Annotated in this window: 23 protein-coding genes; 16 read left to right on the top strand and 7 right to left on the bottom strand. The window is 62.9% G+C overall.

What is annotated here, in order from left to right; translation table 11 throughout:
- The first annotated feature begins 95 nt into the window (after window positions 1-95).
- Complete coding sequence (lgt, locus tag BMF35_RS02185) at window positions 96-1,007, top strand: prolipoprotein diacylglyceryl transferase (RefSeq protein WP_047006730.1); 912 nt, start codon at window positions 96-98, stop codon at window positions 1,005-1,007.
- Window positions 1,004-2,080 (top strand): class I SAM-dependent methyltransferase, encoded by a 1,077-nt coding sequence (locus tag BMF35_RS02180; protein ID WP_047006729.1) that lies wholly within the window; start codon window positions 1,004-1,006, stop codon window positions 2,078-2,080. Before lgt ends, BMF35_RS02180 begins: the two co-directional genes overlap by 4 nt.
- Here the strand turns inward: BMF35_RS02180 and BMF35_RS02175 are convergent.
- Genes BMF35_RS02175 through BMF35_RS02165 form a run of 3 tightly spaced genes read right to left on the bottom strand, consistent with a single transcriptional unit; the run spans window position 2,077 to window position 5,912 of the window.
- Window positions 2,077-3,621, bottom strand: coding sequence for an ABC transporter permease/substrate-binding protein (locus tag BMF35_RS02175; RefSeq protein WP_047006728.1), 1,545 nt, complete (start codon window positions 3,619-3,621; stop codon window positions 2,077-2,079). The genes BMF35_RS02180 and BMF35_RS02175 overlap by 4 nt on opposite strands.
- The gene (locus BMF35_RS02170; protein ID WP_047006727.1) at window positions 3,618-4,385 is read right to left on the bottom strand and encodes an ATP-binding cassette domain-containing protein; all 768 of its coding nucleotides are present in this window, start codon (window positions 4,383-4,385) and stop codon (window positions 3,618-3,620) included. The genes BMF35_RS02175 and BMF35_RS02170 overlap by 4 nt, the downstream gene beginning before the upstream one ends.
- On the bottom strand, window positions 4,386-5,912 hold the full coding sequence (locus tag BMF35_RS02165) for a PAS domain-containing protein (protein WP_082115663.1): 1,527 nt from the start codon (window positions 5,910-5,912) through the stop codon (window positions 4,386-4,388).
- Window positions 5,913-6,022: 110 nt separating this feature from the next.
- Here BMF35_RS02165 and BMF35_RS02160 point away from each other — a divergent pair, with 110 nt between their 5' ends.
- The 8 genes from BMF35_RS02160 (at window position 6,023) to BMF35_RS02125 (ending at window position 13,342) form a co-directional block, all read left to right on the top strand.
- Entirely contained in the window at window positions 6,023-7,186 is a 1,164-nt protein-coding gene (locus BMF35_RS02160) for an acyl-CoA dehydrogenase family protein (RefSeq protein ID WP_047006726.1), read from the top strand.
- 23 nt (window positions 7,187-7,209) lie between these two features.
- On the top strand, window positions 7,210-7,629 hold the full coding sequence (locus BMF35_RS02155) for a hypothetical protein (RefSeq protein WP_047006725.1): 420 nt from the start codon (window positions 7,210-7,212) through the stop codon (window positions 7,627-7,629).
- 49 nt (window positions 7,630-7,678) lie between these two features.
- Window positions 7,679-8,080, top strand: coding sequence for a DUF3592 domain-containing protein (locus BMF35_RS02150; RefSeq protein ID WP_047006724.1), 402 nt, complete (start codon window positions 7,679-7,681; stop codon window positions 8,078-8,080).
- 55 nt (window positions 8,081-8,135) lie between these two features.
- Window positions 8,136-9,737: a carboxyl transferase domain-containing protein gene (locus BMF35_RS02145; RefSeq protein WP_047006723.1), complete on the top strand. Its 1,602-nt coding sequence runs from the start codon at window positions 8,136-8,138 to the stop codon at window positions 9,735-9,737.
- 403 nt (window positions 9,738-10,140) lie between these two features.
- A complete protein-coding gene (locus tag BMF35_RS02140; RefSeq protein WP_047007514.1) occupies window positions 10,141-10,440 on the top strand; it encodes a DUF3088 family protein in 300 nt (99 codons plus the stop codon).
- An 89-nt stretch (window positions 10,441-10,529) separates the two neighbouring features.
- A complete protein-coding gene (locus BMF35_RS02135; RefSeq protein ID WP_047006722.1) occupies window positions 10,530-11,096 on the top strand; it encodes a 1-acyl-sn-glycerol-3-phosphate acyltransferase in 567 nt (188 codons plus the stop codon).
- Window positions 11,093-11,896, top strand: coding sequence for a DUF1295 domain-containing protein (locus tag BMF35_RS02130; RefSeq protein WP_047006721.1), 804 nt, complete (start codon window positions 11,093-11,095; stop codon window positions 11,894-11,896). Before BMF35_RS02135 ends, BMF35_RS02130 begins: the two co-directional genes overlap by 4 nt.
- Window positions 11,897-11,899: 3 nt before the next feature.
- On the top strand, window positions 11,900-13,342 hold the full coding sequence (locus BMF35_RS02125; RefSeq protein ID WP_047006720.1) for an MFS transporter: 1,443 nt from the start codon (window positions 11,900-11,902) through the stop codon (window positions 13,340-13,342).
- On the opposite strand, the gene BMF35_RS02120 is transcribed toward BMF35_RS02125, so the two are convergent.
- The 3 genes from BMF35_RS02120 to BMF35_RS02110 are packed head-to-tail and all read right to left on the bottom strand — an operon-like array spanning window position 13,339 to window position 15,989.
- Entirely contained in the window at window positions 13,339-14,064 is a 726-nt protein-coding gene (locus tag BMF35_RS02120; RefSeq protein WP_047007513.1) for a M50 family metallopeptidase, read from the bottom strand. The genes BMF35_RS02125 and BMF35_RS02120 overlap by 4 nt on opposite strands.
- Before the next feature lie 49 nt (window positions 14,065-14,113).
- A complete protein-coding gene (locus BMF35_RS02115) occupies window positions 14,114-14,797 on the bottom strand; it encodes a hypothetical protein (protein WP_156172102.1) in 684 nt (227 codons plus the stop codon).
- Window positions 14,772-15,989, bottom strand: coding sequence for an AI-2E family transporter (locus BMF35_RS02110; RefSeq protein WP_236781540.1), 1,218 nt, complete (start codon window positions 15,987-15,989; stop codon window positions 14,772-14,774). Before BMF35_RS02110 ends, BMF35_RS02115 begins: the two co-directional genes overlap by 26 nt.
- 33 nt (window positions 15,990-16,022) lie before the next feature.
- Between BMF35_RS02110 and BMF35_RS02105 the strand changes: the two genes are divergently transcribed.
- Window positions 16,023-17,402 (top strand): L-serine ammonia-lyase, encoded by a 1,380-nt coding sequence (locus tag BMF35_RS02105; RefSeq protein WP_047006718.1) that lies wholly within the window; start codon window positions 16,023-16,025, stop codon window positions 17,400-17,402.
- Between the two features lie 8 nt (window positions 17,403-17,410).
- On the opposite strand, the gene gyrB is transcribed toward BMF35_RS02105, so the two are convergent.
- Window positions 17,411-19,933 (bottom strand): DNA topoisomerase (ATP-hydrolyzing) subunit B, encoded by a 2,523-nt coding sequence (gene gyrB / locus BMF35_RS02100; RefSeq protein WP_047006717.1) that lies wholly within the window; start codon window positions 19,931-19,933, stop codon window positions 17,411-17,413.
- A 204-nt stretch (window positions 19,934-20,137) separates the two neighbouring features.
- On the opposite strand from gyrB, the gene BMF35_RS02095 reads away from it, so the two are divergent.
- The 5 genes from BMF35_RS02095 to BMF35_RS02075 all read left to right on the top strand — a co-directional run bounded on the left by BMF35_RS02095 (window position 20,138) and on the right by BMF35_RS02075 (window position 25,935).
- Entirely contained in the window at window positions 20,138-20,806 is a 669-nt protein-coding gene (locus tag BMF35_RS02095) for a PEP-CTERM sorting domain-containing protein (RefSeq protein WP_047006716.1), read from the top strand.
- Window positions 20,807-20,917: 111 nt separating this feature from the next.
- Window positions 20,918-22,531 carry a tetratricopeptide repeat protein gene (locus BMF35_RS02090; RefSeq protein ID WP_047006715.1) on the top strand — a complete coding sequence of 538 codons (1,614 nt, stop codon included), beginning with the start codon at window positions 20,918-20,920 and terminating at the stop codon, window positions 22,529-22,531.
- A gap of 421 nt (window positions 22,532-22,952) precedes the next feature.
- Window positions 22,953-24,539, top strand: coding sequence for a glutamine-hydrolyzing GMP synthase (guaA, locus tag BMF35_RS02085; protein ID WP_047007511.1), 1,587 nt, complete (start codon window positions 22,953-22,955; stop codon window positions 24,537-24,539).
- 65 nt (window positions 24,540-24,604) lie between these two features.
- Window positions 24,605-25,390 (top strand): FRG domain-containing protein, encoded by a 786-nt coding sequence (locus BMF35_RS02080; RefSeq protein ID WP_047006714.1) that lies wholly within the window; start codon window positions 24,605-24,607, stop codon window positions 25,388-25,390.
- Window positions 25,391-25,410: 20 nt separating this feature from the next.
- Window positions 25,411-25,935: a metal-dependent hydrolase gene (locus BMF35_RS02075; RefSeq protein ID WP_047006713.1), complete on the top strand. Its 525-nt coding sequence runs from the start codon at window positions 25,411-25,413 to the stop codon at window positions 25,933-25,935.
- Window positions 25,936-25,965 lie beyond the last annotated feature (30 nt).

The following is a 25,965-nucleotide window of genomic DNA, read 5'->3' as shown; positions in this document are numbered from 1 at the left end:
GCAAAGCTTGGCGCGCTGGGCCGCTAGGGGTTTTCTGCCAGCAGAGCCTGTGGCAAAGCGCGTGCTGACGCTGCAATTCGGGAAGCACGGGTAAAATGATCGACATGTTGGCAGCAGCGGGCAGCGAGGTATTACGCTGGTCCGATCTTCGCTTGCAGAGCGGCATCGACCTCGGCTTTTTCGAGCTGAAATACTATTCGCTGGCATACCTTGCCGGCATTCTGATCGCCTATTGGCACCTGTCGAAAATGGTAAAGACCCCAGGCGCGCCGATGGCGCAGCTGCATGTGGACGATCTCTTCTTTTACTGCACGCTCGGCGTAATCCTCGGCGGGCGCACAGGCTATGTGCTGTTTTACGAACCGAGCCTGCTGACGAGCTTCAGCGAAGAGGGCATCATCACCTGGCGCGCGGCGCAAGTCTGGACCGGCGGGATGAGCTTTCACGGCGGCCTGATCGGCGTGGTGCTGGCCATCGCATGGGTCAGCTGGCGCGGCGGCCTGCCCTTCATCCGCGTCGCCGATTACATCAGCGTCAATGTCGGCTTCGGCATGCTGTTCGGGCGGCTGGCCAATTTCATCAATGGCGAATTGTGGGGGCGGCCTGTGGAATCGTCCTTGCCATGGGCCATGACCTTTCCCGGCGCCGGACCCGAACCGCGCCATCCCAGCCAGCTTTACCAGGCATTGGGCGAGGGCTTGCTGGTCGTCGTCATCATGCTCTGCCTGTTCTGGCTGACACGCGCGCGCTACCGCCCTGCGCTGCTGGTCGGCGTCTTCACTACTATCATTTCCATCGCGCGCTTCGTGGTCGAGTTCTTCCGCGAACCGGACAGCCATCTGGTGCATGTGGTGGAGGAAACCGGCTTGAGCCGCGGACAGTGGCTCACCATTCCGCTGATCCTTGTGGGCATAGGTCTTGTCATCTGGGCGCTACGCCGCCCCGCTCTCGCCAGCGGTACGAGAGCCGACAAGATCGAGAGGCCGCAGCCGCAGGAGGCGTCTTGAGCGATCTTCGCGAGGAGGTAGGCCGCCGTGACCTTGGCGAGACATTTCGCCGCCTGATCCACGCCACCGGGCCGATCAGCCTTGCGCATTACATGGGCGAGTCCAACGCCCATTATTACAACGACAAGCGCGTGTTGGGCAGCAGCGGCGATTTCGTCACCGCGCCGGAAATCAGCCAGATGTTCGGCGAACTGATCGGGCTGTGGCTCGCCGATATGTGGATCAGGGCAGGCCGGACCGAACCTGCGCATTTTGTCGAGCTCGGCCCAGGCAATGGCACGCTGGCGCGCGATGCGCAGCGGGCCATGCGGCGATACGGGCTGGTGCCGAAGATCTACCTGATCGAAGCCAGCCGCCGCATGCGCGATCGGCAATTGGCGACAATCCCCGACGCCATCCATTTTCCCGACCTCTCCCGCGTGCCGATGCAGGGGCCGATCCTGCTCGTCGCCAATGAGTTTCTCGACGCGCTGCCAGTCCGCCAGTTGGTCAAGACGGACGCTGGCTGGCGCGAAGTCATGGTCGGGCTGGACAGTGACAAGTTCATCGAAACGGTCGGCCAGCAGGTAATGGACAGCGCGGTTCCGGAGGTGAAGCGCGATCTGCCCGCCGGTTCGGTGATTGAAACATCGCCCGCATCGGCATCGGCGCTGTTCGAAGTTGCGGGCCGGCTGAAAGAACAGGGCGGTGCCGCGCTGTTCATCGATTACGGGCACGCCGATGGACGCCACGGCTCGAGCGTGCAGGCGGTGAAGGACCACCGGAAGATCGGCATTTTCGATGCGCCGGGCGATAGCGACATCACCGCCCATGTCGATTTTGCGCAAATGGCGCAGATCGCCCGCTCCCGCGATGCGCGCGTGCTGGGCACGGTTACGCAGGGCGAGTTCCTCACCCGGCTGGGTATCGACGAGCGCGCGGAGGCGCTTGCCGAGTTTGCACCGCAGCACCGGGAGGCGCTGATGCGCGCGAAAGACCGCCTTACCGCGCCGGACCAGATGGGTGAGCTGTTCAAGGTGATGGGCCTCGCCGGACGGGATTGGCCCGACGGTGCCGGGTTTGGGACGGATTAACGCGCGATTTGCGCGAGCAACCAGCGCGCAGCCTGCTGGGGGGTGCGCTTGTTCTCGTCGCGGTCGACCATGAGGTTGGCCTGCCGCATCGTCCCCACATCGACCGAGCCGACAAGAGGCTGCAACGCCTCCACCAATGCCTCATTGGCACCGCTGTCGGGCGAGAGCAGAATGATCGCATCGTAATTCGGGAACGCGCCCAGTGGATCGTCCAGCACCCTCAACCCGTCGGCAGCGATCCGCCCGTCCGACGTATAGGCGCTGATCACATCGGCCTCGCCCGAGCCGAGCGCGCTATACATGAAAGTCGGCGCGAAATTGCGCCGGTCGGCAGATTGCAGGCCATAGGCGTCGCGCACGCCGAACCATTCAGGCCGCTCGAAAAACTCCGGATCGCCGCCGATCGTCATCTCGCCCGCGACATTGGCGAGATCGGTTATCGTCTCGATACCGCGCATGTTCGCCGTTTCTGCGCGCACGGCCAGTCCGTAAGCATTTTCGAAGCCGAGCCGCCCCAGCACCAGAGCGCCCGAGGTTTCGGCTTCCCATGCAGCCAGTGCATCATACATCGCATCGCGGCCGGGATTATCGCTGCGGCCCATCTGGTTGGTCCAGATCGTGCCGGTGTAATCTACGGCGATGTCGATCGCCCCGCTGGTGACGGCGTTGTGGACGACCGCCGATCCCAGCCCGTCGCGATATTCCACGGCATAGCCGGCCTCTTCCAGCGTGATGCCGATGGCGCGGGCGAGAATATATTGTTCCGAGAAGCCCTTCGCGCCGATCACAACCGTTTCCTCCGCATCCTCGCCGCGCCAATCGACCAGCGATGCTGCGGCTAGGGCCACGCCGCCAATCGCCAGCAAAGCGCCTGCCAGCACGCGGCGGGGGCGTCGCTCGGCTAGTCCGCGCTGGACCAGCCCGAACAACGCGTCTGCCGTCAAGGCAAGTCCGGCGCTGGCGATGCAGCCCGCCAGGACCAGCGCCCAGTTCTGCGTCTGCAATCCGGCGAAGATCGGATCGCCCAGCGAGCGTTGTCCGATCGTCGTCGCCAGCGTCCCCGCGCCGATGGTCCACACGCTCGCCGTGCGGATGCCCGCCATGATAAAAGGCGCGGCCAGCGGAGCCTCGACAAGGCGTAATTTCTGCCATCCGGTCATGCCCAGGCCGTCCGCCGCTTCCACCAGTTCGGGATCGATATTGGTGATCGCGGTCACGGCGTTGCGCAGAATGGGCAGCAAGGCGTAAAGCGCCAGCGCCAGCCATGCGGGCAGGAAGCCGAGCGTTGGCAAGCCATCGCCCAGCAGTGCCCGGGCAGCGAGAAGGATGGGGAAGAACAGCGCCAGCAGGGCCAGCGCCGGGATAGTCTGCACGAGGCTGGCAAAGCCTAACGCCACGCGCGCGACAGATGGGGAACGGCTAGCCCAGATGGCGAGGGGAAGGGCGAGGGCAATGCCCAACGCCACGGCGGCCGCGCTGAGCAGGACGTGATCCGCCAATTGCGGGCCGAGGCCCAGCAGCGCGTCCCATACCGCACTCATCGGGCGATCCCCGAAAGAGCCTCTGCCTGCGCGCGGGGCACATCGACAAGCGCCTGCGCTACCTCGCCACCCGCGCCCGAGAGCAGCGCGGCAGGTGTTTCGTCCGCCACGATCCGCCCTGAATCCATCACCAGAACGCGGGTTGCCAGCAACAGCGCCTCGGCCATGTCATGCGTCACGAGAACTGTCGTGAGGTGCAGTTGGTCGTGCAAGCGTCGAACGCGCTTTCCCAATTCGCCGCGCGTCAGCGGATCGAGCGCGCCGAAGGGTTCGTCCATCAACAGCAAATGGCTTTCGCTCGACAGCGCACGCGCCACGCCGACACGCTGGCGTTGCCCGCCGGACAATTCGGACGGCATGCGCTGGGCCATCTCCGGCTCCAGCTCGACGAGCGCCAGCAATTCGGCAATGCGGTCGGCCGAAAGCGCGTTGCTTTCGAGGCGCGAGGGCAGGGCGATATTCTGCGCGACGGTCAGGTGCGGGAAAAGGCCGATGCCCTGGAACACGTAACCGATGCGTCGGCGCGATTCGGCAGGCGGCAGGCCGGCTGTGTCCTGCCCATCAATCTGCACCGACCCCTCATCGGGTTCGACGAGCCTGTTCACGCATTTGAGCAAGGTCGACTTTCCGGAGCCGGACGCACCCACCAGAGCGACGAATTCGCCCGCGCCGATCTCCAGCGAAACGGTATCGACCGCCCGCGCACCATCATAGGTTTTGCTAAGACCCGCAATGCGCAGGAAATCAGGGGCGGCATCCCCCATTCAGTCGGCGAGGGCGGCTTTCGCCATGGTCAGTTCGGCCACCAGCCCGTCGCGCTCGAAATGTCGTTCCCACGTACCCTGGAGCTGGCCGGTCACGCTCATTTCGACGAGGCGCGAACCGAAGCCGCGGTGTCCGCCATCGCTGACCGGCGGCCCGCAATGCTCGCGCCATGTCAGCGCAATCGTGTCGCCGCAATCCTCGGCTTCCAGTGTGACATGGCCGCCATCGACCGAGAGCGCGCCGTATTTGGCCGAATTGGTCGCCAATTCGTGGAACACCAAGGCAATCGGCGTAGCGGCGCGGGCACTCACCTCGGTATCGATGCCGGACACCTTCACGCGCGGCCCGGCAGGCCCGATATAGGGCGAGAAGAGAGTCGTCAGCAGGCCCTGCAGGCTCTCCTGATGACCGCTGCCATGAGGGCGCACGAATTCGTGCGCGCGGCCAAGCGAAGACAGCACGTCGGTAAGCTCCTTCGCGAAAGGCGCGTGTTCGGGCGTGTTGCGTGCTTTCAGCGTTGCCAGACCGATGACCACGGCAAAGATATTCTTGATCCGGTGTGAGAGCTCATGCGTGAGCAGGTCGCGCTCTTCCAGCGCAGCGCGGACTTCATGGATGTCGGTCAGCGTGCCGAACCAGCGGACTGCATCGCCGCCACGCTCGGCCACCGGCACGGCGAGCGAGAGCACCCATTCCCACGATCCGTCTGCCTGCTTCAGCCGATATTCCACTTCAAACGACTCACTCGCGGCAAAGCAGCGCTGCCATTCGGCAAACACTTCGTCGGCATCGTCCGGATGGACGAACGGTCGCCAGTCCGACGATACGCGGGGTGCCTCGGTGCCGGTCACCTCTTTCCAGCGCCCGTTGAAGTAATCGAAATTGCCATCGGCATCGGCGGACCATGCGATCTGCGGCACGCCTTCGATCATGCGGCGCAGGCGTTCCTCGCGCTCGGCAATGGTGCGCTCGGCGACCTTGGCACTGCGGCGCGCTTCCAGGCGACGGATTGCGGCTTGTGCCAGCACCGCCATGCCTTGCCGCTGGAAATCGCTAAGCGGCTCGTCATGCGCCTTGGTATCGATAACGCACAGCGTACCGAGCGACGCGCCTTCTTCCGACACCAGTGGCTGCCCGGCGTAATAGCGGATGTCGGGCGGATCGGTGACGAGCGGATTATCGGCAAAGCGCGGATCGACGGTAGCATCCATCACTTCCAGCATTTCGTCAGAGCCGATGGTCTGGTTGCAGAACGCGGCTTTGCGCGGTGTGGAGATATCCTCGATACCCTGTTTGGCGAGGAAGCGCTGTGTCTCCTGTTCCAGCAGCGTGACGACCGAGACCGGCGCGCCGCACAGCTTGGCTGCGAAATCGACGATGGCCTGCAGTTCCGCGTCGCCTTCCAGCGCCTCTGCGTCGAAACTTTCGACCACTTCGAGACGCGCGCTCTCGTCGGAAAATTCCGCTTGCGGCTCAGTCATCTGCGCCATTGCCGTGCCATCCTCGAGAACCATGGCGGCACACATAGTGGCAGACGCCGGTGAATCCTAGCGCCGCGCCAAGTTTCTGGTGCAACCTGTTTGCGTGAGCCAGTGCGGTTGCTACAGGCGGGCGCAGAAAAGGAGTTTTCCGTCCCATGCGTGCCACCCCCGATTTCGATTTCGGCCTGACCGAAGAAGCGCAGATGATCCGCGAGAGTGTCGCGCGCTTCGCCGATGAACGCGTCGCGCCGCTGGCGGAGAAAGCCGACCGCGAAGACTGGTTCCCGATCGAGCTGTGGCCGGAAATGGGCGAGCTGGGACTGCACGGCATGACGGTGAGCGAAGATGATGGCGGCACGGGTCTCGGCTATCTGGAGCACACCATCGCGGTGGAGGAAATCAGCCGCGCGAGTGCTGCCGTAGGCCTGTCCTACGGCGCGCATTCCAATCTCTGCGTCAACCAGATCGCCCGCTGGGGTAATGCATCGCAGAAGGCAAAGTACCTCCCCGGCCTGATTTCGGGCGAGCATGTGGGCAGCCTAGCCATGAGCGAACCGGCGGCAGGCTCCGACGTGGTGAGCATGAAGCTGAAGGCCGACGCCGTGCAGGGCGGCTTCTTGCTCAACGGCACGAAGTTCTGGATCACCAACGGCCATGTCGCCGAAACGCTGGTGGTCTACGCGAAGACCGACCCGGCAGGCGGCTCCAAAGGCATCACCGCCTTCCTGATCGAGAAGGACATGGCGGGGTTCAGTCCGGGCCAGAAGATCGACAAGATGGGCATGAAGGGCTCGATCACTTCCGAACTGGTGTTCGAGGATTGTCACGTTCCGCAAGAAAGCGTGCTGGGCGAAGTCGGGCGCGGCGTGCAAGTGCTGATGAGCGGGCTCGATTACGAGCGCGTGGTGCTGTGCGGTGTGCAGATCGGTATCATGCAGGCCTGCCTCGACACCGTCATTCCTTACGTCCGAGAGCGTAACCAGTTCGGCAAGCGCATCGGCGATTTCCAGCTCATCCAGGCCAAGGTGGCGGACATGTATGTCGCCCTGCAATCCGCGCGCGCCTATGCCTACGCCGTGGCGAAAGCCTGCGATGCGGGCAAGACGACGCGCTTCGATGCGGCGGGCGCGATCCTGCTCTCCAGCGAGAATGCTTTCCGCGCGGCAGGCGAAGCGGTGCAGGCATTGGGCGGCGCAGGCTACACGACCGACTGGCCGGTGGAGCGCTATTTGCGCGATGCCAAGCTGCTGGATATCGGCGCAGGCACGAACGAGATCCGCCGGATGCTGATCGGGCGCGAACTGATTGGGGCAGGCTGACGCGTAAAACGGAGAGGTGCAGTATGACCGAAAGACCGGACGGATCGACACCGACGACAATCGGCTGGATGTTGATCATCATCGGCGTGATGTCAGCTCTTATGGCCAATTCGGCCGACAGTAACGAGGGCTTTTATCTCGCACTGTTCTTCGCCAATCTCGGCATCGGTCTGGGCGTTCTGCTGTGCTCGCTCGGCTATCTGGCCCGCGCCATCTGGTTCCTGCCGGGCAGAACGCTGGAGGCCGAACAGGCCTATGCCGAACCGCAGAAGGAAGAGGCGACCTGCGCCTATTGCAAAAAGGTGATCGCCGGCCCCGCCCAGCCCTGTTCGGCAGTCGACCCCCAAGCCCTGCAGGCGACGGTTGAACGCATTGACGACGATGAGTGTCTGCGCGCTCTGCATGCCGAGGGGCTTCTACTGTCAGACGACCGGCAAGATTGACGGAAAAGCAAAACTGACGTCGGCTCAGACCCCGCTGCGAACATGGATCTTGATCGCCATCGCCGTTCTGGCGATTGCCGGTCTACACTTCTGGCAGTTCCGGGGCGCTGCCATCGCGGCGGCGCTGGAGGCGGAGGGTATTCCCACCACCGCCGAGATTGTCGAGCTTCGCGACTATTCCGGCTTTCGCAGCACAGGCGACACGCTAATCTATCGCTACCAAGTGGACGGCACGACCTTCGAAGGGCGCGAAAAGATCGAAGACGGCGCTGCGGATTTCTGGGCGGGCCTGTCCACCGCGCCGATCCGCTATCTGCCCGGTGATCCGGCGACGGCCCGGCTGGTCGGCAACAGCCAGAGCCAGAACTGGGCGCTGCTGATCCTGTTCGATCTTACGCTGGCGATCGCGCTCATCGTATTGTGGCGACGGCACAAACGCGGACAGCCGTGAACCGCACGCTTGGCCTTGCGCCGTGACCTCGCTACGGCCCGTTTCAGGAGGGAAAATGACTGCACCTGTTCTGACGACTTCGCTCGATCGCGAGAGCCCCGATGCAAAGGCGCGTTTCGCGCACAACCAGGCGCTCGCCGAAGAGCTGCGCGCCAAGGTTGCCGAGGCGGCGCTGGGCGGGCCGGAGCGGCATCGGGAGAAGCATGTCGCACGCGGCAAGCTATTGCCACGGGAACGCGTGGAGCGGTTGCTCGACCCGGGCTCACCCTTCCTCGAAATCGGCCAGCTGGCGGCCAACGGCATGTATACTGGCGATGTGAACGGGGCCTCCATCATTGCAGGCATCGGGCGCGTCTCGGGCCGTCAGGTCATGATCGCGGCCAATGATGCGACGGTGAAGGGCGGCTCCTACTACCCGATGACGGTGAAGAAGCATTTGCGCGCGCAGGAGATAGCCGAGGCGAACAATTTGCCGTGCATCTATCTGGTCGATAGCGGCGGGGCGAACTTGCCGTTCCAAGCCGAAGTCTTCCCTGACCGCGACCATTTCGGGCGCATTTTTTACAATCAAGCGAACATGAGTGCGAAGGGCATCCCGCAGATCGCCTGCGTGATGGGAAGCTGCACGGCGGGTGGTGCCTATGTGCCTGCGATGAGCGACGAGAGCGTGATCGTGCGCGAGCAGGGGACAATCTTTCTCGCCGGGCCGCCGCTGGTGAAAGCTGCGACCGGCGAAGAAATCAGCGCAGAGGATCTGGGCGGCGGCGCGCTCCATGCGAAGAAATCGGGCGTGGTCGACCACCTTGCCGAGAATGACGAACATGCGCTCACCATTGTGCGCGACATCGTCAGCCATCTTGGCGAGAGCGAGAAAGCGAAGCTGGACATTCGCGAACCGCAAGCGCCCAAATTCGATGCCGACGATCTCTACGCCATCATCCCCGACGATGTGCGCGCGCCATACGATGTGCACGAGGTGATCGCGCGCATTGTGGACGGCAGCGAGTTTCACGAATTCAAGCGTGATTACGGCAGCACGCTGGTATGCGGTTTTGCGCATATCTGGGGCATGCCGGTAGCGATCCTTGCCAATAATGGCGTGCTGTTTTCCGAAAGCGCGCAGAAGGGCGCGCATTTTATCCAGCTTGCCTGCCAGCGCGGCATCCCCCTGCTGTTCCTGCAGAATATCTCCGGTTTCATGGTCGGCGGGAAATATGAGGCGGAAGGGATTGCCAAGCACGGCGCGAAGCTGGTGACGGCAGTGGCCACGGCACAGGTGCCCAAGATCACCGTGGTGATCGGCGGCAGCTTCGGCGCGGGCAATTATGGCATGTGCGGCCGGGCCTATTCCCCGCGCTTCATGTTCACCTGGCCCAATGCGCGCATTTCGGTGATGGGCGGGGAGCAGGCGGCCAGCGTGCTCGCCACCGTTCATCGCGACGCCGACAGCTGGACTGAGGAACAGGCCGAAGAGTTCAAGGCCCCGATCCGCCAGAAATACGAGGACGAAGGAAACTCCTATTACGCCACCGCGCGGCTATGGGATGACGGAGTGATCGACCCCGTGCAAACGCGCGATGTGCTGGGCCTGAGCCTTGCAGCCTGTCTGGAAGCGCCGATACCCGAGACGCCGCGCTTCGGCGTGTTCAGGATGTGACCTGGTCTGCCATCATTGCCGGAGACGAGGCGATGGTAGACCCCACCCCCGTATGGATACGTTCTACGCTTGCCGATGTTGCGGCTCGACCTGATCAGGAAAATCGCTTCATATGCCTCATCCGCGATCCCGACGACCAGCTTAATGTTCTGGCGACAGATGGCGCATTCGTTCTGGAATGGTATCGAAGGGACGCAGGTGGTCATTTGGCAGGATATCGCAGAGGTGGCGCCCCGTCGGCCCCTCATGCCAAGCAAGGGTTTTTCGCGCGGATGTTCTCCGGGCCCCCGCCGCTTGCTGGCAGCCGAATTTCGCGAGAGGAGGCGGCAGTTGTGCTGGATGCCTATGTCCGCGGTGAGTCCCATTTTTCCGCGTTCGAATGGCACAGCGCGACAGGATGACCATGGCCAAAGACACCCTCTTCATTCTCGAGCGCAGCTACACCGACGACGACGGCGAGTATTTCTGCCGCGATTGTGTGGAGGTGGACGGCCTGCTCGCGCTCTTTCCCGAGCTTGGCGCGAGGCTCAACGTCATCCGCGTGCCGTGGACAAAACCTCGCGTTCCGGTGGTCGAGGCACTGGGTGAAGACAACCAGAACTGCCCCGCGCTCGCCTTTCCTGAAGGTGGCTTCGTCAACACGCAGGATGCTCTGCTTGCAGCCCTGCACGAAAGGCACGGCTTTCCAATCCGGTCGAGTTAGGGCAGGGTCACTTATCGCAACGGGGACATAAGATAAAACCGACCCTTCTCTCCCGCTTTGTATGGCGCGCGCTGATATGGCTTTACCGGATGAAAGGCTTTTCCGTCCGCCGCAGCCCGCCTGATATTCCCAAATTCATCTTCTTGGGCGCACCGCACACGTCGAATTGGGATTTCATCTATTTCGCCGGAGCCGTTCGAGACATGGGTGTGAAGCCCAGCTTCCTGGGCAAGCACACGCTCTTCAAATGGCCGATGACGCGCTTCATGAAGGATATGGGCGGAACGCCGGTTGATCGCTCGCGCAAGGGTGGCTACGTGCAGGCGGTGGCCGACGCTTTTGCGCAGGCGGACGAGCTGGCGCTGGTCATCGCTCCCGAAGGCAGCCGAGAAAGCGACGGGCGCTGGCGCAGCGGTTTCTACCACATGGCCATGGCCGCGCAGGTGCCGATCGTGCCGGTCAGCTTCGATATCGAAACGGGCGTGGGCGTGGTGGGCGATCCGGTGATGCCGACCGGCGATTTTCACGCCGACCTCGAAGAGATCGCGGCATTCTACAAAACGCAAATGCCGCACTGCCCGCGTTTTGACACGCTGGCGGCGCAAGCGCGCGGCGAATTGGACAGTCCGGGCCGACAGAGAGAGTCTGTAGAGTGATCGAAGCGCTGGGCCTGAATGCCGCCATCTGGCTGGCGGCGGCTCTCGGCTTCTGGCTCATATCGCTGGCGATCCGCAAGGTCAGCTTTGTCGACAGCGTATGGGGCTTCGGCATGGCCGTGCTGGCTACGCTGAGCTGGTGGCAACTGGATCAGCGCGGTACCTTGGCGACGCTCCTGCTGGTCATGGTCGTGGCCTGGGGCGTGCGGCTGGGCATTCACCTGCTGCGCCGTTTCCTGCGCAATGGCGAGGACGAGCGTTATAAGGACATGCTCGCCGATGCGCGCGAGAAGGGGCACTGGGACCGTACCGCGCTCTGGAAAGTATGGCTGTTGCAAAGCGTACTGCTGTTTGCCGTGTGCAGCCCGGCGCAGGTCGGTATCCTTGCAGCGGGGCCGACAGACACCCTGTCGTGGCTCAGCTATTTGGGGTTGGCGCTCTACCTCACCGGTATCTTCTTCGAATGGGTCGGCGACTGGCAGTTGGCGCGCTTTAAGGCGAGCGATCGCCCCGAAGGCGAAGTACTGGATAGCGGGCTGTGGCGCTATACCCGCCACCCTAACTATTTCGGCGATGCCTGCGCGTGGTGGGGCATCTGGCTGGTCGCGATGAGTGTCGACACCGGCGTCGTGATCTGGACTATAATCGGCCCGATTTTCCTGACCTTCACGCTCGTCAAATGGTCGGGCGCGGCGCTGACCGAGGAGGGCATGAGCGAACGCTACGGCGATGAATATGAGCGCTACAAGGCACGGACATCGGCCTTCATCCCCATGCCGCCAAGCGAGAAGGAGGGCTGAGCCATGGCCATCGCCGTTGCGCCGCCATGCGACGAAACACAGGGGCGGCAGGGCAGCGGCACCTGTCCGTCGCAAACCGGCACCCTGATCGCGACGGTTCTCGGCTCCAGCCTCGCCTTCGTGATGGGTGCCATCGTCAATGTCGCCCTGCCGCAGATGCAGACCGATCTCGGCACCGACGCTGCGGGCCTGCAATGGATCGTAAATTCCTACCTGCTCCCGCTGTCGGCGCTCGTGCTGGTCGGCAGTGCGCTGGGCGATCGCTATGGGCGCAAGCGGTTCTTTATGCTGGGGCTTTGGCTGTATGCCGCTGCGACAGTGGCCTGTGTGTTCGCGCCGGGGCTGGAATGGCTGCTGGCAGCCCGCGCGGTACAGGGTTTGGGCGCAGCGCTGATCGCACCAAACAGCCTCGCCATCCTTGCTGATGCCTTTTCCGGCGAGGAGCGCGGCAAGGCGGTGGGCTCATGGGCTGCGGCAGGCGCGATCGCCGGTGCGGTCGCCCCGCTGGCGGGCGGCGTGGTGGTGGACTGGCAGAACTGGCGCTGGGCGTTTGCCATTGTCCTGCCGCTGGCCGCAGCGGCGCTTGCTTTCGGCTACCGCTCCATAGCAGAAAGCCGCGAGGATGAAGAGGATTGCGCACCTCTCGATATACCGGGCGCGGTGCTCGTGACGCTGGGACTGGGCGCGGCGGTCTATGGCCTCGTCGCTTTGCCGGAGAGCGGGTTTGCCGCTGCCAATCTGGGTGCACTGGGCCTGGGCCTCGCTGCGTTGGCGGGCTTCGTCGTCGTCGAGCACAAAAAGGGGCAGAAGGCGATGCTGCCGCTCGGCATTTTCGGCTCGCGCTCCTTCACCGGCATTTCGCTGCTGACGCTGCTTCTTTACGCCGCGCTGGGCGCGCTGCTGGTGCTGCTGCCGCTGATGCTGATCAATGCCTATGGCTACAGCGCGACCGGCGCGGGGGCGGCGATGCTGCCCTTTCCGCTCATCATGGGCCTGCTGTCGCGCCGCGTCGGCGGGCTGGCGACCAAGCTCGGGATCAGGCGGACGCTCACCATCGGGCCGGTGCTGGTGGGCGCGGGCTTTGCGCTGATGGCAATCATGAACGGGCCGGAAGCGAGCTATTGGACCGGCATATTGCCCGGCCTCATCGTAATGGCGCTGGGCATGGCGACCAGCGTCGCGCCGCTGACCACGGCGGTGATCAATGCCGTGGCCGACCGCTTCACCGGCATCGCCTCGGGTGTAAACAATGCCATTTCTCGCACAGCCGGCCTGATCGCTACCGCGCTGCTCGGCTTCGTGCTGACGGGCGGAGAGGCCGACCCGCAAACGCTGGTGAGTGGGTTCTCGCAAACGGCATGGGTTTGCAGCGCCCTTGCCTTTGGAGCGGCGGCCTGCGTGTGGTTTCTGGTGGATGAAAGCGAAGTGCGCGAGGGCGACCGCTAAAAGCAGCGCGACAGCGCGTATTTCAGACTCGCGCCGATCATCCAGCCCGACAGGCCGATGATGATGCTCGCCCATACCCAATGCGGCAGCCACAGATGCGCTTCCATCGCGCCGGTGTCCGACAGTATGACATTGCCGCCGATTACGGCGCTCTCGCTGAACAGGTAATCCCAGTCGCGGAACATGGAGAGGGCGGCGAGCACGCCGAGGAATTGCAGCGTGAAAAGCTGCACGCTGTCACGGCTGCGCCACGCGATGAGCGCTATGCCCGCGGCCAGCGCGGGAAGCACGATCCATCCGGTCAGGCTGCGCACCCAGATCAGGGTCGAGACCGCAATGACGGCGGCGAGCACGAACAGCGTAGGTCGCCAGTATTTGCGCGCGGCGCTGGCGAGGATCAGCAGAGCCCCGACCGCGCTCGGCCCCAGCGGTCCGCCCATGGCGATGAGCGCGTGCGACAAGCCGGACGTATCCACTGCCAGCCGCGAGGATGCCCAGCCCGATCCGTCGGGCAGGATGACGAGTTCTTTAAATCCATGCCCAAGAGCAAGCGCGGTCAGCCCATGGCCCATCTCGTGGAACCACGTGGTGAGGATGTGAAAGGGGTAGATCAGGACATAGCCGAAAGGCAGCGCGGGTAGGAACAGGATCAACAAGGCGGCTAGTAGCAGCCTGCCGAATTGTTCCTGTGATGATCCCGGTGCTGCGCGAAAGCCGTTCATGCCTATCATATCGGGTACAGGGGCTGCCGATTGCAAGGCCGGCCCCCTGTCAGCGCCGCCTGTAAACGCCCCGGAATGTCACATTCATGCCGCCGCAGCGCATATTGTCATGCGCGACCAGGATGTCCCCCAACAGGGTTATGTCGACCCGGCAATAGCCATCATCATAGCGCGCGCGGCGACCGAGGATCGTGAGCCGCCCGTCCAGCTCTCCAATATTGGGGCCGTATTGGGAGTCGGCATTCCGGCCAGGCCATACGGCATTGCCCGTGGCATAGGGTCCGTCATCGCCAAGCCTGATCGTGATGTCGGCGGAAGCGCCGTCGTCCCACAAGCCGGTCCAGTCTGTCGCTGCGGGCAGGAGATCCGTCGCGATCATCTCGATCCGCTCGACCGGGACATAGCCCGCACTGCCTCCGACTTCTGCCTTGTAGTATACGCAGGCGAAATCCATGCGGATCTTGCTGACGAGCACCTCGTTGCCAGTGACCAGATAGGGGCTGCCAAGCTGCCGGCATTCCGCAATTTCGGGGCAGCCATCCATGTCATCCAGAAGATAGGCCCGTCCATCGCCCACGATGCGTCCGCGCTGGATGTCGCCGTCGCCGGAGAACGCGCCATTGCGGCACATCGTCTCGTCCAGCGTCTCCTGCGCGGCAAGTGCGCTTGGAACACTCGTCAGTGCTGCGGCAAACGCCAGCGCCGTATTATGCCGTTTCTTCGATGTCCGCATGCTCTTCCTCCAGCACGACTCCGCGTTGTTCCGCGAGTATGGACCATGCGGCGAGGAAAAGCCCTGCCACAAGTGGGCCAATGACAATGCCCGACAGGCCCAGCAGCGCAATGCCGCCCAGCGTCGTGACGAGGATGACCCAGTCGGGAATGCCGGTATCGCGGCCCACCAGTATCGGGCGCAGCACATTGTCCGCCATGCCGATCACCGCCACGCCCGATGCGATCACCACCACACCCTGCCAGATTTCGCCTGTCGCCAGCAGGTATATCGCCACCGGTCCCCACACGATGGCAGGACCGAGCGCGGGTAGTAGCGAGAAGATCGCCATCAGCAGCCCGAACAGGATGGCGGACGGCACGCCGACGATGAAGAAGGTAAGCGTGCCGAGCGCGCCTTGCACAAGGCCCACCACGATGGAGCCCTTGATCGTCGCGCGCACGATGGCGAGGAACTTGTCGCCCATCCGCACGGCGATATCGTGCGGCATGGGAAGCGCGGCGAGGATTTGCGGGCCGATACGGCTGCCGTCGCGCAGCAGGAAGAACAGCACATACAGTCCCACGCCCAGTGCCAGCACGAAGCCGAATACACTGCCGCCGATGGCCACAGCCTGCTGCGCGATCAGGCCGAGGCTCTGCTCGACGAAATCCTGCGCTCGTTCTCTAACGGTGGGCAGATCGTTCCATCCGGCATCCGCCAGCGGGGCTCGCAGCGTTTCGGGCAGGGCGGCCAGCACCGCTTCGGGCCAGGTCGACACGTCGATTGCGCCCTCGCGGAACGCGGTCAACACGCCCACCGCCTCGCCGACGACGATGCTGCCCAGAATGAAAGCGGGAATGATGACGGCGATGGTGATAACCAGCAGCGCCAACCCGGCTGCCTGGCTTTCACGGCCTTTCCGCCAGCCGAGGACCTTGCGGTAGAGCGGCTGGAACATGATCGCCGCCAGCGTCGCCCAGAGCAGCGGCGCAGCGAACGGCCACACGACGAACAAGAGCGCCAGCGTGACCAGCGCGATAAAGAGCAGGAAGCCTGCATTCTCCAGACCCTTCGCCTGCGCATCCTGCATTATGTTCGGTCCTCCCCCATTTGTGACCGCATCTTCATGCGGTGAAAGCGAAGGCGCTGCAATGGTCGGTGACAGGCGGTCACGGAAATAGTAACAGCCGAAACGATTGGTCGGGGCCATCCTGCCGCGACCCGGGGATGAGGCAATACGCGCGTGCTTTCGGTTCTGGATATCTTCAAAGTCGGCATCGGTCCGTCCAGCTCGCATACGGTCGGGCCGATGCGGATTGCCTTGCGTGCAGTCGAGGACGCGCGGGGCGAAGGGCTGCTAGAGAAAGTGGCACGCGCCCATGTTTCATTGCGCGGATCGCTGGCGCTGACCGGCATCGGCCACGGCGCGGACAAGGCGAGCATCCTCGGCCTCAGCGGCAAGGTGCCGGACGCAATCGACCCGGACGAGGCAGACGCCGTCGTTGCGGCCGTGAAAGCGCGCAAGACCCTGCTGCTCGGCGGAGAGCGTGAAATCGCGTTCGATCCTGCCAGAGATATCGACCTGCGCGGCGACATCTTCCCCGAACTGCATCCAAACGAGATGTGCGTGAGCTTCTTCGATGGTGCTGGGAAGATCCTGCTGGATGTCACCTACTATTCCGTTGGCGGCGGCTTCATCGCCAGCGAGAGGCAACTGACCAACAAGGCGGAGAATGACCTCATCAATGTGGGGCCGACGCCGCAATTCGCATTCGGTTCGGCCTGCGATTTGCTGGAACACTGCCAGGCGCAGGGCCTGAACGTCGACGAGATCGTGCTGGCGAACGAGGATTGCATCCGCCCGCGCGAAGAGACGCTGGCAGCCGTCGATGCGATCTGGGATGTGATGCGCGCCTGTATCCACCGCGGGCTGACCAGCCCCGGCCAGCTGCCCGGCGGCCTCAACGTCAAACGCCGCGCCCCCCAATTGTTCGAGCGATTGCAGACGACCGAAGGCGCGAATGAGAGCGAACGCATTTTCGACTGGCTCAATGTCTACGCCATGGCAGTGAACGAGGAGAATGCCGCCGGGGGCCGCGTCGTCACCGCGCCCACCAATGGCGCGGCGGGAATCATCCCCGCCGTGCTGCATCATTATTGTGAAACCGAGGATGGCTGCGACCGCGTGCGGGTGCGCCGTTTCCTCCTGACGGCGGCAGGTATCGGCATGCTGTACAAGCAGCGCGCCAGCATTTCCGGGGCGGAAATGGGCTGCCAAGGCGAAGTGGGCGTCGCCTGCTCCATGGCGGCGGCAGGCCTCGCGGCGGCATGGGGCGGCACGCCGCAGCAGATCGAGCATGCCGCCGAGATCGGCATGGAGCACAATCTCGGCCTGACCTGCGATCCTGTCGGCGGGCTAGTGCAAATCCCCTGCATCGAGCGCAATGCGGTCGGCGCAGTCAAGGCGGTAAACGCAGCGCGGCTGGCGCTGGTGGCCGCAGACCAGCCCTGCGTGTCGCTCGATCAGGTGATCGAGACGATGCGCCAGACCGGCCTCGACATGAGCAGCAAATACAAGGAGACGAGCCAGGGTGGGCTGGCCGTCAACGTAATCGAGTGCTGAGCTAGACGTTAAACGTCCAAATTCGCGACGTTCAGCGCATTGTCCTGAATAAATTCACGGCGCGGTTCGACCACATCGCCCATCAGGCGGGTGAAGATCTCATCGGTCACGTCGGCATCTTCCACCTTCACCTGCAGCAATTCGCGATTGTCCGGGTCCAGCGTCGTCTCCCAAAGCTGTTCGGCATTCATTTCGCCCAGCCCCTTATAGCGGCTGACGGAGAGGCCACGGCGACCTGCCGCCATGACGGCTTCGAGCAATTGCGTGGGCCGGGTAATCGCCGTGTCAGGATCGAAGGCGGGCGTATCCGCATCGGTTTCGTCTGGATTGTCGCCGACAGGCGCAGCTTGCTCGCTGCCAGACTTTACGAGCCTGGTGGGCGACGCGTAGGTGTCTGCCTGCTCGATGCCGCGCTTGTGCAGCTTGCGCGCTTCTGCGCTGTCGAGGAACTTGGCGTCGATCAGGTGGACATCGGCCACGCCGCGCCATACGCGGTCGAAGCGTACATCTCCATCATCGGTAACGCGGGCCGACCATTCGGCTTCGCCATCGCCTAGCTGCAACTGAGCGGCGGCCTGCGAAAGCGCGGTATTGCGATCAGCAACCGACATGTCCGGCCCCAGCGCGCCCGCCATCGCCATCGACTCTATCACTGCCGGATCATATTTCTTCGGCGCGAAAGCGAGCAGGTTCTTCAGCAATAGCGCCTTATCGACGAGGTCTGCCAAGTCTGCGCCGGAGCGGGCACCGCCTGCCGTTTCCAGCACGCGATCATTGAGGCCCGCCGTCACCAGGTAGCGATCGAGCGCGCCCTGATCCTTCAGGTAAACCTCGCTCTTGCCCTTGGCGACCTTGAACAGCGGCGGCTGGGCGATGAAGAGGTGTCCGGCCTTGATGATGTCGGGCATCTGGCGGTGAAAGAAGGTGAGCAGCAGGGTGCGGATATGCGCGCCGTCCACGTCGGCATCGGTCATGATCACGATCTTGTGATAGCGCAGCTTTTCCAAGTTGAACTCGTCGCGAAGGCCTGTGCCCATGGCCTGGATCAGCGTGCCGACTTCCTTGGAGCTGATGATCCTGTCGAAACGCGCGCGTTCCACGTTCAGGATCTTGCCCTTGAGCGGCAGGATTGCCTGATATTTGGAATCGCGGCCCGACTTTGCCGAGCCGCCTGCGGAGTCACCCTCGACCAGGAAGATTTCGGACTTGGCCGGATCGCGCTCGCGGCAATCGGACAGCTTGCCGGGCAGGCTGGCGACGCTCATCGCGCCCTTGCGGCTCATCTCGCGCGCCTTGCGGGCCGCTTCACGAGCGGCGGCGGCATCGATGATCTTCTGGATGATCGTTTTGGCGTCGTTGGGGTTTTCTTCCAGCCACTCGGTCATCTTTTCGCCGATCAGGCTTTCCAATGGAGAGCGCACTTCGGAGCTGACCAGCTTGTCCTTTGTCTGGCTGGAGAATTTGGGGTCGGGCAGCTTGACCGAAACGATGGCGGTCAGCCCTTCGCGCATATCCTCGCCGGACAGCGAAATCTTGCCGCCTTTCAGCAGGCCGGAGCTGGTCGCGTAGTTGTTGAGCGTGCGCGTCAACGCCGCGCGGAAAGCGGCGAGGTGCGTGCCGCCATCTCGCTGCGGGATGTTGTTGGTGAAGGTGAGGACGTTTTCGTAATAGCTGTCATTCCATTCCAGCGCGACATCGATGCCGATCCCGTCCTTCTCGGCGGACACGGAAATCGGCTCCGGCACCAGTGGCTGCTTGTTGCGATCCAGCCATTTGACGAAGGCTGCGATGCCGCCTTCGTAGAAGAGGTCGTGCTCAATCGGCTCCTCGGGCCGGTTGTCGCGCAGCAGGATGCGCACGCCCGAATTAAGGAAAGCGAGCTCGCGATAGCGATGCTCCAGCTTCTCGAAATCGAACTCGGTGACGTTCTTGAACGTGTCGGTGCTGGGCATGAAGGTGACGCGCGTACCCTTCTTGAGGCCGTTATCATCACCATTGCTTTCCACCGGCGGCGCATCGCCCGTAATGGTAAGCGAGTTCACCGCGTCACCGTGCTCGAAGCGCATCGTGTGGCTTTTCCCATTGCGCCAAACTTCCAGCTCCAGCCATTCGGATAGGGCGTTTACAACCGAGACGCCCACGCCGTGCAGGCCGCCCGACACCTTGTAGGCGTTGTCGTCGCTGGTGTTCTCGAACTTCCCGCCCGCATGAAGCTGGGTCATGATGACCTCTGCCGCGGAGACGCCCTCTTCCTTGTGGATGTCAACCGGAATGCCGCGTCCGTTGTCTTCCACCGACACGCTGCCGTCGGGGTTGAGCTCGATCAGCACCAGGTCGCAATGACCTGCCAGCGCCTCGTCGATGGCGTTGTCGCTCACCTCGAACACCATGTGGTGCAGGCCGCTGCCATCGTCGGTGTCGCCGATATACATGCCGGGGCGCTTTCGCACCGCGTCGAGGCCTTTCAGGACCTTGATGCTATCGGAACTGTATTCGCCGTTCTGGCGCGCTTTTTCGGGGGTGTCGCTCATGCTTCACGATATAGGCATTGCCGCCCCGTTCAGAAAGGCTGGAGCGCTTGCCTGCGCCGCTTTTCCACCGCCTATTACGCTTTCCTGCCGGCCAGCAGGAAGTGACCCAATGCGAGACAGCCACAGCGAATCGATGGCGATGACGCGCGTCGCATGGTTGCTGCATCGTCAACGCAACAGGGATTTATCGAACGGGGTATCGTGATGAAGATCAAACTCGCAACCGGCGCGGCCATCATTGCCATGGCCTTCGCAGCGCCCGCTCAGGCGGAAGTCATCAATTACGACGTGTCCAATGCGACCGGCGGCAATTGCCCGCATGGGCTGTGGACCAACAACGCTTTCACCTCCGACAGCTGCAACAAGCGCTACGCCTTCCAGGACGGCACGACGTTCTCGGTCGATACCGACAATGGCACCGGCACCTTTACTGGCACGGCGATCAACCAGCTGGGCGAAGTCGCCACGCTCGACCTGACGCTGTCCGGCCTGCTCGACACGCTCGATGGTACCGGCTTCGATTACAAGGCGGGCGGCGGCCCCTACGATCCGGCCACGCAGGACTATTTCACCGACGCGATGGGCACGATCATGATCGGCGGCCAGATCTTTACGCTCAATCCGATGGATCCGTTCGCCGGAAACACCGTGTTCCAGTTCGGCCCGGGCGCGAACGACTTCACCCGCGATTTCGGCGGCTCATCATGGCTCAACATCCTCGACCCGCACGGCAATGCGCTGCGTCATTGGGACATCAATTTCGACCTGACACATGCGCCGACGCAGGTTCCGGCTCCCGCTGGCCTCGCGCTGTTCGGTCTCGGCCTGCTGGGTGCATGGGGCATGCGCCGCCGCCGCAAGGTCGCTGCCTGAGGCGGACTGTCACACTGACGAGCGAAAGGGCGGCAGTCGCGAGACTGGCCGCCCTTTTCGTACCTGCCATCCTAACCCGTCCTTAAAGCCTTTTCCGTAAGGATCGCGCTCATGAAAATCGGCAAAATTCTTCTCGCGCCCGCTCTGGCTCTGGCAACGGTTTCCTGCGGTTTTGCAGGCGGCGATCCGGCTGCCGAGGGCGCGGCAGCTTACGAAGCGCACGACTATCGCACGGCCCGCGTGGCGCTGGCCGAAGCGATGCAGGGCGAGAACCCGTCTGCCGAAACCGCCGACTTGTATGTCCGCACGCTGCTGGCGCTGGGCGATGGCGAATCCGCGCAGCGTGTGATCGACATGCTGCAGGATCAGGGCACGGCTCCGACCGATGTGCTGGCGCTCAGCGCACATGCCGCCTCGCTGCGCGAGGAATACGAGCTGGCGATCTCGCAGGCCGATGCTGCGCCCGCCGCGCTGGGTGAATGGGCCGCTATCCGCGCGCTCGGAGAGTTGGAGCGGACAGAGGAGGCTTTTGCCCGGGCCGATGCCGCGCTAGAGACTTATCCGCACAGCGCCATGCTGCTCGCGCTGCGCGGCGGGATGGCGCTCTCGCAATTGCAGGTGAATGCGGCGAAGGACTACTCCACCCGCGCGCTGGCAGCCGATGGCGAGAATCTCGAAGCGCTGATGCTGGCGGGGCAATTGCGCGCACAGCGATCCGACCACGAGGGTGCGCTGGAATTCTACGCCCGCGCGCATGAGGCGCATCCCAGTGACATCGGCGCGCTGTTCGCTTTGGCAGCCGTCGAAGCTGATCTGGGTCGTCTCGAAGACGCTCAGGGTCGTCTGGAATCGATTTTCGCCGTCGCGCCCGGCCATCCCATGGCGCTGCTGCTCGAAGCCAAGATCGCCTTCGTCGAGGGCGATCTGGATGAGGCGCATGCGGTGTTGCAGAGCGGCGAAAGCGCGATCGGCCGGATTCCGCAGGGCCGCCTGCTGATGGGCGAAGTCGCCTATCTGCGCGGTTTCCCGGCGCAGGCGATGGGCCATTTCGAGCGATTCCTCGGCATGCAGCCCGGCCATGTCCATGCGACAACCGTGCTGGCGCGCATCCTGCAGGAAGAGGGCCGCACGCGTGATGCGTGGGATCGGGTCGCACCGCTTGCCGACAGCGCCACCGCGACGCCGCAAATGCTGGCGCTTGCATCGCATCTGGCAGAAGAGCTGGGCGAGGAAGACCGTTTCGCAGCGCGGCTGGGCGATGCGCGCCCGGAAAGCTTCGCCACCAATGCACGCGCTGCGCAGGAAGCGCTGATGGCGGGCGACAATGCCGAGGCGCTGCGCCTCTACACAGCGCTTATCGAGCAGGGCGGCGATAACGATGCCGTCATCCTCAACAATGCCGCCATGGCCGCGGTCCGCAATGGCGAGACAGGCAGGGCAGTGACCTTCGCGCGCCAGGCGCATGAACTCGCACCGCGCGACCCTCGCGTTGACGATACGCTGGGTTGGGCATTGCTGGAGAACGGCAATCGCAGCGAGGGTCTGCGCCATTTGACCGATGCCTACCAGGCACAGCCCGGCAACCTGCAAATTCGCTGGCACTATGCCAATGCGCTGATCGCCAATGGGCGCAATTCCGAAGCGCGCACGATCATCAGCGAGATGCGCGAATTTGCCAGCGCCGACCAGCGCGAGGCGATGGACGCCCTTCTCGCTCGCCTCTGACCGCCTACGGCTCCTAATCTTCCGCCAAAAGAAAATGGCCGCTCCGATGATCGCGGAGCGGCCATTTGGTAGGCCCGAGGCTGTAGGGGGAAGGGGGAGGGGTCACCCCCGGGCCCGAAGTTGGAATTGCGTAGTATCGCGCCTCAGATGATGCCGAGCAGCAGGAAAGTGCTGACGGTAACAGCTGCGAGCGATGCCAGGATATTCGCGGCAGCGTTGCGCATGGTTACATGTCCTTTGATATAGTCTCGAAGCGGTCCGGTTAGGCCCGGATCGCCTCGTCGAAACGCATGTGGCGCGGGTTCGATTATATTTCAATTGTGAAATAATCGACAAGTGTTGCGTGTTTTGCAACTGACCGTCCGGGCGCACTTTTCCGCCGATGCTGGACAGCGTTCGCCGCATTGGGCAGAGCGCGGCCATGCACGCAGATCACGACTCCGATATCAGGCCCGATTCCATCCTAATTGTCGACTTCGGCAGCCAGGTGACCCAGCTGATCGCACGCCGTGTGCGCGAGGCGGGCGTCTATTCCGAAATCGCTCCGTTCAGCATGGCGGAAGAGGCGTTTCAGCGCATGCAGCCCAAGGGCATTATCCTGTCGGGATCGCCCGCCAGCGTGCCCGATGACGGCTCGCCCCGAGCCCCGCAAGTGCTGTTCGACAGCGGCCTGCCGATCCTCGGCATTTGCTATGGTCAGCAGGTGATGACGCACCAGCTGGGCGGTGAAGTGCGGCCCGGGCATGAGACCGGTGAGGGCGGCGAATTCGGCCGTGCTTTCCTCACCGTCACCAAGGATTGCGCGCTGTTCGACGGATTGTGGCAGGAAGGCGAACGCCACCAGGTCTGGATGAGCCACGGCGACAAGGTGACGCAATTTGCCGATGGCTTCGAAATCGTCGCCACCAGCGATGGTGCGCCCTTCGCGGTCATCGCAGACGAACAGCGCAAATATTACGGCACGCAGTTCCACCCCGAAGTCGTCCACACGCCCGATGGCGGCAAGTTGCTCGCCAATTTCGTGCACAAGGTTTGCGGGCTGGCGGGCGACTGGACCATGGCCGCCTATCGCGACACCAAGATCGCGGAAATCCGCGAGCAGGTGGGCGATGGCAAGGTCATCTGCGGCCTGTCGGGCGGGGTGGATAGCTCCGTCGCCGCCATTCTCATTCACGAAGCGATCGGCGACCAGCTGACCTGCGTTTTCGTCGATCACGGCCTGCTGCGGCTCAACGAGCGCGAGCAGGTCGAGACCATGTTCCGCGACCATTACAATATCCCGCTGGTGGTGGTGGACGCCGAAGAGCGCTTCATGAAAGGCCTTGCCGGCCAGACCGACCCCGAGAAGAAACGCAAGTTCATCGGCGGCGAATTCATCAATGTCTTCGAGGAAGAAGCGAAGAAAATCGGCGGCGCGGATTTCCTCGCCCAAGGCACACTCTATCCCGACGTGATCGAAAGCGTCAGCTTCACCGGCGGGCCGAGCGTCACCATCAAGAGCCACCACAATGTCGGCGGCCTGCCCGAGCGCATGAACATGAAGCTGGTCGAGCCGCTGCGCGAACTCTTCAAGGACGAGGTGCGCGAGCTGGGCCGCGAGCTTGGCCTGCCCGACATCTTCGTCGGCCGCCATCCCTTCCCCGGCCCGGGCCTCGCCATTCGCATTCCGGGCGAAGTGACGAAAGAACGCTGCGACATCCTGCGCAAGGCCGATGCAATCTACCTCGAGGAAATTCGTAACGCCGGCTTGTATGATGCGATCTGGCAGGCTTTTGCCGTGCTGTTGCCGGTCAAGACCGTGGGCGTGATGGGCGATGGCCGCACCTATGACAGCGTCTGCGGCCTTCGCGCGGTCACCAGCACCGACGGCATGACGGCGGATGTCTACCCCTTCGACGCGGCGTTCCTGACAGGCTGCGCCACGCGCATCGTGAACGAGGTGCAGGGCGTCAATCGCGTAGTGTACGACTACACCAGCAAACCGCCCGGGACGATTGAATGGGAGTGATCCATCGAGCGCATCTGAGGCACCCGCTTTAGCAAAAAAACTTTATAAAAGAATTGGTAGTTCGAATGCGTATTCAAGAATCCGACTTGTTTGGAAAACTGGACGCCCCGACATCGTTCAACCAATTGCTTAGTATGATTCTGGAGCCGCCGAAGCCGAAGGGTAACAATGTATGGATGTGGCGCGGTCATGCGAGCATTGATTGGAGGATTGATAGCTCTGCATATAGACGACTAAAGACCAAAACAGCAAAGCCGACGGATCGAGACATTGAGTGGTATGAAAAAAGCTTAATCAAGCGAGCGAAGCACAGAGGCTATAACTTTTTCGACGGGCATGATCTGAGTGATTTCGATGTTCTCGCAAGGCTACAGCATCATGGTGCTGCCACTAGACTGCTGGATGCCACGCGAAGCGCGCTTGTGGGTCTTTTCTTTGCTTGTTCTACTGAGCCTCAAAAGACTGGCATCTTATTGGGTTTTCACAGCTTCACTCTCGGGGGGTATGAGGGAGAGCCAAAGCCGGAAAGCTATGACGACGTGGTCCAAGGCTTAGCAAAGTTCAGCCACGCGGTAACATGGCAGCCTCCTGATGTTTCACCACGAATCGCAGCACAACATTCTCAATTTCTCTACAGCGCGGTGTCTGATAACGCGATGGGGAGCCTCCGGTTCGAGAAGGAACGAGAGGACTTTCTCGCCATACCTATTTTTCCTTCCATTAAAGAAAAATCGCTCACAATTTTGAGGGAGTCCTTCGATATTCGAGATTTGACCCTGTTTCCTGACTTGGACGGGTTTGCCCGCAGTAACGCTAGCGATCAGCACCCATATTCGTACGCTCGTTGGTAATTGCGATTTCCGACTAGCCCATGCCCACCATCATGACCCATGCGATCGTCCCGCTAGCCATGGCTGCTGCGGCTGGGCGTGATCGAATTTCACCTAAAATCGCCATCGCCGGAGCGGTGCTGGCGGTCGCGCCCGATGCCGATGTGATCGGCTTTGCACTGGGCGTCGATTACGGCGACCCGTGGGGGCATCGCGGGGCGACGCATTCCATCGCTTTTGCTGCGATGATCGCTGCCGTCACTGCTGCGCTATGGAAAGAGGCGCGCAGTCTTTTTGCCTTTGCGTTTCTCACTTTTGCCATGGCGAGCCACGGACTGCTCGACACACTCACGAACGGCGGACTAGGTGCGGCGCTGTGGTGGCCGTTCGAAAATGCGCGCATTTTCGCGCCCGTCACGCCGGTGCGGGTATCGCCTATCGGCGCGGATTTCTTCTCCGCGCGCGGGCTGGAAACGCTGGTATCGGAGCTGAAGTGGATATGGCTGCCCTGCGCGGCGCTGGCTGTCGGCGGGCTCCTGCTGCGGCGTCAAGGGAACGGCGGCTGACAGCGCTCGTTGCCATGGGGATCTCTCAGC

The sequence above is a fragment of the Aurantiacibacter gangjinensis genome (assembly GCF_001886695.1).
In the GTDB taxonomy this organism is placed as follows: Bacteria; Pseudomonadota; Alphaproteobacteria; order Sphingomonadales; family Sphingomonadaceae; genus Alteraurantiacibacter; species Alteraurantiacibacter gangjinensis.
The sequence above is the reverse complement of the archived record's forward strand: the minus strand, read 5'-3'. Positions and strand labels throughout refer to the sequence as shown.

Bases quoted from the DNA above. Each gene is read 5' to 3' on its own strand.
- guaA (WP_047007511.1), top strand. From the start codon at position 22,953: ATGCACGCAGATCACGACTCCGATATCAGGCCCGATTCCATCCTAATT.
- lgt (WP_047006730.1), top strand. From the start codon at position 96: ATGATCGACATGTTGGCAGCAGCGGGCAGCGAGGTATTACGCTGGTCC.
- BMF35_RS02080 (WP_047006714.1), top strand. From the start codon at position 24,605: ATGCGTATTCAAGAATCCGACTTGTTTGGAAAACTGGACGCCCCGACA.
- BMF35_RS02125 (WP_047006720.1), top strand. From the start codon at position 11,900: ATGGCCATCGCCGTTGCGCCGCCATGCGACGAAACACAGGGGCGGCAG.
- gyrB (WP_047006717.1), bottom strand. From the start codon at position 19,933: ATGAGCGACACCCCCGAAAAAGCGCGCCAGAACGGCGAATACAGTTCC.
- BMF35_RS02160 (WP_047006726.1), top strand. From the start codon at position 6,023: ATGCGTGCCACCCCCGATTTCGATTTCGGCCTGACCGAAGAAGCGCAG.
- BMF35_RS02075 (WP_047006713.1), top strand. From the start codon at position 25,411: ATGCCCACCATCATGACCCATGCGATCGTCCCGCTAGCCATGGCTGCT.
- BMF35_RS02095 (WP_047006716.1), top strand. From the start codon at position 20,138: ATGAAGATCAAACTCGCAACCGGCGCGGCCATCATTGCCATGGCCTTC.
- BMF35_RS02170 (WP_047006727.1), bottom strand. From the start codon at position 4,385: ATGGGGGATGCCGCCCCTGATTTCCTGCGCATTGCGGGTCTTAGCAAA.
- BMF35_RS02090 (WP_047006715.1), top strand. From the start codon at position 20,918: ATGAAAATCGGCAAAATTCTTCTCGCGCCCGCTCTGGCTCTGGCAACG.
- BMF35_RS02115 (WP_156172102.1), bottom strand. From the start codon at position 14,797: ATGCGGACATCGAAGAAACGGCATAATACGGCGCTGGCGTTTGCCGCA.
- BMF35_RS02110 (WP_236781540.1), bottom strand. From the start codon at position 15,989: ATGGCCCCGACCAATCGTTTCGGCTGTTACTATTTCCGTGACCGCCTG.
- BMF35_RS02175 (WP_047006728.1), bottom strand. From the start codon at position 3,621: ATGAGTGCGGTATGGGACGCGCTGCTGGGCCTCGGCCCGCAATTGGCG.
- BMF35_RS02145 (WP_047006723.1), top strand. From the start codon at position 8,136: ATGACTGCACCTGTTCTGACGACTTCGCTCGATCGCGAGAGCCCCGAT.
- BMF35_RS02140 (WP_047007514.1), top strand. From the start codon at position 10,141: ATGGCCAAAGACACCCTCTTCATTCTCGAGCGCAGCTACACCGACGAC.
- BMF35_RS02165 (WP_082115663.1), bottom strand. From the start codon at position 5,912: ATGTGTGCCGCCATGGTTCTCGAGGATGGCACGGCAATGGCGCAGATG.
- BMF35_RS02135 (WP_047006722.1), top strand. From the start codon at position 10,530: ATGAAAGGCTTTTCCGTCCGCCGCAGCCCGCCTGATATTCCCAAATTC.
- BMF35_RS02155 (WP_047006725.1), top strand. From the start codon at position 7,210: ATGACCGAAAGACCGGACGGATCGACACCGACGACAATCGGCTGGATG.
- BMF35_RS02120 (WP_047007513.1), bottom strand. From the start codon at position 14,064: ATGAACGGCTTTCGCGCAGCACCGGGATCATCACAGGAACAATTCGGC.